General features: G+C 60.6%; 4 protein-coding genes. 3 read left to right on the top strand and 1 reads right to left on the bottom strand.

All coding sequences use genetic code 11. From position 1 onward, the window contains the following. Nucleotides 1-153 precede the first annotated feature (153 nt). The gene (locus ABJK70_RS18980; RefSeq protein WP_077728724.1) at nucleotides 154-465 is read left to right on the top strand and encodes a hypothetical protein; all 312 of its coding nucleotides are present in this window, start codon (nucleotides 154-156) and stop codon (nucleotides 463-465) included. Between the two features lie 112 nt (nucleotides 466-577). Continuing rightward, on the top strand, nucleotides 578-925 hold the full coding sequence (locus ABJK70_RS18985; protein ID WP_139841056.1) for a hypothetical protein: 348 nt from the start codon (nucleotides 578-580) through the stop codon (nucleotides 923-925). Nucleotides 926-1,037: 112 nt separating this feature from the next. Here ABJK70_RS18985 and leuA read toward each other — a convergent pair whose 3' ends face one another. Beyond that, a complete protein-coding gene (leuA, locus tag ABJK70_RS18990; protein WP_347258777.1) occupies nucleotides 1,038-2,753 on the bottom strand; it encodes a 2-isopropylmalate synthase in 1,716 nt (571 codons plus the stop codon). A 632-nt stretch (nucleotides 2,754-3,385) separates the two neighbouring features. Between leuA and ABJK70_RS18995 the strand changes: the two genes are divergently transcribed. Further along, complete coding sequence (locus ABJK70_RS18995) at nucleotides 3,386-5,248, top strand: FG-GAP-like repeat-containing protein (RefSeq protein ID WP_347258776.1); 1,863 nt, start codon at nucleotides 3,386-3,388, stop codon at nucleotides 5,246-5,248. The last annotated feature ends 395 nt before the right edge of the window (nucleotides 5,249-5,643 follow it).

The following is a 5,643-nucleotide window of genomic DNA, read 5'->3' on the forward strand; positions in this document are numbered from 1 at the left end:
AAAGGAGTTCGAATTAGTGTCCGTAAAATCCGGGCCAGCTCGGTTACGGAGCCCGGTTGGATAGGGTTCCGTGAAAAATCGGCATACTTTGATTTCTCTGGGATCAAATCGTCGTCATCATAATTATTGGATCATGAGAGAAGGAGTTCCATTATGAAGTCTTATGCATTAGCGGCTGTATTGTCATCGGTTATGGTTGCCGGGCCTGCAATGGCCGATAACGACTTCCGTGCGTTGGGCAAGGTGTCCAGCTTAAAACCGATGACCGAAGGGCAACTCTCTGCCGTCGAAGGCGGGACTTTGATACCGTTTAAGAAAGATAACGGTGGTAAGGTCAACGCTGGTAACGTTAACCAGAACATAGCCGTAACCACGATAACTGCGGTCAATCTAGCCCTTTTTAGTAAGGGCGGCGCCGATCAGACTATCGTGTCGGTCACGCAGCAGAGCATTGGCGGTAAATAACGAGAAGCCTCGGGCCCCTATCGAATGCTGATGAGGGCCGGAGAACCAGGCGGGGGAGCGGTCATGCGCTCCCCCGCTTTTTTACCTCGATCAGAAAATCATGAAGAGCCGGATGAAAAAATCATTCACACGGGGTGGTCTGTTATCGCTTGTGCTCTCATCCATAACCAGTGCCTATGGTCAATCCGAGTTTCGTGCCTTGGATAAGCCGTCCCGGCAAGAAACGGGTATTGCATCGTCAAGGCTGGACGACAGCGCGCTCGATCGAGTGGAAGGAGATCTGGATATTACGTCCGGCTCGGTTGATCCGGCATCGCAACAAGCCGCGATGCAAGCGGCGGTGCTTGAAAGAACAGTGATGGCGCATCGGTCCGTACACCGATTTTCAATTTGGCGTGCCGAGCGCAGTCCCGTCATGGAAGTCTTCCAATGGACGGAAACACGGGCACGCAGAATATGATGAGCTTCTCAGCGTCCTGATTGGTTTGCCGGTTTCCTTTTTTTGACGAAGTCCCTCCCTGGACTTCGCTCTCGCGACAAACGCCGTTCGTCTCGTTCCGCTTCCCGGCGAATCAAGCGACCTGTCGCACGGACTTTTCCAAAATGGCGACAACCTCTTCCCGCGCCTCGGGTTCGATGCCGTTGAGGCCGCGGTTCAGGGCGCTGACGATCGCCAGCACCGACGCCGTGACGATGTTGGCGTTTATGCCGGCGCCATAGCGGATGCCGGGAATGCCGTCGATCGCGACTTCGACGAAGGCGGCGGCTCTGGCGTCGGCTCCTTGTCCCATGGAACGTTCTTCATAGGATTGAACCCGCACCATTCCCCCGAAGGCGTGAGCCACGGCATCGATGGGACCGTTGCCTTCGCCGGTCAGCGTGATCCGCCGGCCGTTCGTCTCCAGCATCAGGCGAATTCCCTGAACCGCTCCATGCTCGAACAGATGATGCTCGAGATAGCGGATGGTCGTTGCCGGTTCCAGATATTCTTCGGAGAACATTCGCCAAAGCTCGTCCGGCATGACTTCGGCGCCGGTGGCGTCGGCATGCCGTTGCACCATGCCGCTGAATTCGACCTGTAGCCGGCGAGGCAGCACCAGTCCATAGGCCGACTCGAGCAGGTAGGCGATGCCGCCTTTCCCCGACTGGCTGTTGACCCGGATGATGGCGTCGTAGGAACGGCCCAAATCGGCCGGGTCTATGGGGAGGTAAGGCACTTCCCAGAATGTATCGGGCCGCTGATGGGCCAGGCCCTTTTTGATCGCATCCTGATGCGAGCCGGAAAAGGCCGTGAATACCAGATCGCCCACGTAAGGGTGGCGCGGATGGATCGGCAAGCGGATGCAGTCTTCCACGGTCCGCGCGATCTCGTTGATGTTCGAAAAATCGAGGCCCGGATCGATGCCCTGGGTGTACAGATTGAGTGCCAAAGTCACCAAGTCCACGTTGCCGGTCCGCTCGCCGTTGCCGAACAGACAACCCTCGACACGATCGGCCCCGGCCATGACCGCGAGTTCCGCTGCGGCGACCGCGGTGCCCCGGTCGTTGTGGGGATGGACGCTCAGAACGACGCATTCGCGCCGCGCCAGATTCCGGTGCATCCATTCGATCTGGTCGGCGTAGACATTGGGTGTCGCCATCTCCACCGTCGCCGGCAGGTTGATGATGACCTTGCGCTCCGGCGTCGCGCCCCAAGCCTCCACTACCGCGTCGCAGATGTCGCGGGCGAACTCGAGTTCGGTGCCGGTAAAGGCTTCCGGGCTGTATTCGAGCACCCATTCGGTGTCCGGATGCGCCTGCGCGAGTTCCCGAACCAGCTTCACGCTGGAAACCGCCATCGCGATGACCTGGTCGGGGCTCATGCCGAAAACGATTTCCCGGAACGGCCGGGCGGTCGCGTTGTAGACGTGGACGATGGCCCGGCGGGCGCCGTAGAGCGATTCCATGGTGCGACGGATCAGGTGTTCGCGGGCCTGAGTGAGCACCTCTATGGTGACGTCGGCGGGGACGTGTCCGCCTTCGATCAGAGTCCTGACGAAGTCGAATTCGGTCTGCGAGGCGGAAGGGAAGGCGACCTCGATTTCCTTGAAGCCTATATCCACCAGCCTCTTGAACAGGCGCATCTTGCGCTCGGCGTTCATGGGCTCGAACAGCGCCTGATTGCCGTCGCGAAGATCGGTGCTCATCCAGATGGGAGCTTGGGTGACGACCCGGTCGGGCCAGGTGCGGTCCGCGAGTCGGACCTTGGGAAAGGAACGGTATTTGGTGTTCGGCTGCTTCAACATGATCGGTGACTCCTGGGTTTTCGTCGGATGCGATGAGTGTCCATTGCGGCGACGGAAAGGCTGCCGGGCTGCCGCGAACGCAAGGCCCGGCAACCGGGTTGAAGTCGAAGCAGGGGTAGGGCGGGCGTCAGGTGGTTCATGGTCGTACTCCAGGAAAAGGCGTCGTACGGACGCAGTTATCCCGTGAAGGGTGTTCAGTCGATCGAAGGAAAAAATGAGGTGAGTTATTTGCCCGCGCGGGGCAGCAGCAGACCGAGGCTCGGGGTAAGAGCCAGAAGAGGAGGGATGGAGGGCTGCCGTCGATTCATGGCTTCACGCTAACAGCTCGGTCGCCATGGTGTCAATACGAATTCCGCGAACCGCAAGTCGTTGCATGTGACGAAGCAAGCTTCTTGAAGGCAGCAGTTGCAAGGACAAGTGCGGTGCGACTATCCGGCGAACAGAGAAGTTCATTCCGAATGTGACATTGATCCAACTCCGCATTCCTCGCCTGACGGCCAAATCCGGATTCCATTGATCCGACCCAACCGCCCACGGATGGCATTAATTTCGCACACTCACCGATGCCCGGTAAAAACGCAAAAAAAACCGCGGCCTTCGTTCGATGATACCCATAGAGATAGGGAGTAACTCGTATGAAAAGCGTGGAAAACGGACCGGCCCGTTGGCGGCTCTCAAGCGAGGCCTTGAGTGCCCGAATCCAGCTTATGGTCCTGAAGCGCGGTCTCGGAGTCCTGGTCGGATTTTGGCTGGCGTCGGCTAACGCCGAGTCTCCCTATGTGCCCCTTATTCTGGATAACCCGACGCCCCAGAACGACGCCTACTTTGGCGACGCCGTGGCCGGTGCGGGGGATGTCAACCGCGATGGGATTTCCGATCTCCTGGTGGGGGCGTCCTGGCAAAACGCGGATGGCAACTATGCCCAAGGCCGGGCGTTTGTCTTCAGCGGGGCCGACGGCAGTCTGTTGCACATTCTCAATAACCCGACACCCCAGGCTGTCGCCTATTTTGGTCGAGCCATGGCTAGGGCTGGGGATGTCAACCGCGACGGGATTCCCGACCTCCTGGTGGGGGCGCCCTTCCAGGATGTGGGCAGCCACGCTGACCAGGGCCAAGCCTATATTTTCAGCGGTGCCGATGGGGCCTTGGTGTACACCCTCGATAACCCGACGCCTCAGGACGACGCCTACTTTGGCGATGCCGTGGCCGGTGCGGGGGATGTCAACCGCGATGGGATTTCCGACCTCCTGGTGGGGGCATCCTCGCAAGATTTGGGGGGCAATTTCGGCCAGGGCCAGGCCTTTGTCTTCAGCGGGGCCGATGGGACCCTCCTTCAGACCCTCGATACTCCCCTGCCTCAGGAAGGTGCTCACTTCGGTTCGGCCGTGGCCGGCGCGGGCGATGTGAACGGCGACGGGGTTCCCGACCTCCTGGTGGGAGCGTCCGGGCAAACTGTAGCCGGCAATCGCGGCCAAGGCCGGGCCTTTGTCCTGAGTGGGATCGATGGCACCCTGCTGCACACCCTCGATGACCCGATAGTCCAGGAAAGTGCGCACTTCGGTGATGCTGTGGCCGGCGCGGGCGATGTGAACGGCGATGGCACCCCCGACTTTCTGGTGGGAGCTTACCTGCAAGACGTGGGTGGCAACGAGTACCAGGGACGGGCCTTTGTCTTCAGCGGGGCCGATGGGACCCTCCTTCAGACCCTCGATACTCCCCTGCCTCAGGAAGGTGCTCACTTCGGTTCGGCCGTGGCCGGCGCGGGCGATGTGAACGGCGATAGCAAATCCGACCTCCTGGTTGGAGCGCCCAGGCAAACCGTGGGCGGCAATGCACATCAGGGGCAGGCCTTCATCTTCAGCGGGGCCGATGGCATCTTGCTGCACACCCTCGACCATCCGACGCCCAAGGATGACGCCCACTTCGGTCAGGTACTGGCGAGCGCGGGGGATGTCAACGGCGACGGCAAAACCGACCTCCTGATAGGTGCCTGGAACCAAAGCGTGGACGGCAATCCTGGTCAGGGTCAGGCCGTGCTCTTTGTCAGCCGGCCGACGACGCCCGTGTGCTTCGGCATGCCGGCGACGATTGTCGGCACTGCGGGCAATGATGTCTTGCGGGGAACGCCGGGCAACGACGTCATCGTCGGCCTGGCCGGCCACGACGTGATCGACGGCCGCGGCGGCGATGACCTGATCTGCGGCGGCGACGGCAACGACACGCTCCGTGGGGGCACGGGTAACGATAAGCTCAGTGGCGGCGAGGACAACGATATCCTCTGGGGCGGCGCGGGCGATGACCTGCTCGAGGGCGGCCCCGGTCGAGACCGGGCCAGCGGCGGTTCAGGCAACGATATCCTTCGGGGCGGAGAGGGGGACGATATGCTGAATGTCGTGGACGGTGCCGGTGGCAACGACATCGCCGACGGCGGCTCTCATGTCAACGGCGATCGTTGCGCCGCCGATAACCGGGATACCGTGCAAAACTGTAACCTGTAATGTCGCCATAGGTCGACAAGCCGTGGCCGATAGATCGATTATGTCGGAAACGGATCCCGCACCTACTAACCCTTTTCCACCGAGGGAGGGACTTTGCATCCTCCGGTCTGGCATAGCGGTGGACGGCATTCGGACGCCTGAACCAGGATACCGCCAATCGTCGCGCTTCTCTTGAAGCCAGCACTCGGAGGGCTGACCAATGGTCTCTTTGGACGCCTCGGTCGCCGCTCGGTTTTCCGCGGTGTCTCTTCCCTAGCCGTCGCCTACCCGATTCCGGCGCTCGAGTAGGTTCTAAGCGGTTGATCCGAACGGTTCCCCATCCAAAAATTCGAGCAAGGTGCGCGCTTCCTCAGCCACTTCAGCATTGCCCGTCATTTGGGCGCGCACGATGGCGC

Source organism: Methylocaldum sp. (genome assembly GCF_039794385.1).
GTDB lineage: Bacteria > Pseudomonadota > Gammaproteobacteria > Methylococcales > Methylococcaceae > Methylocaldum.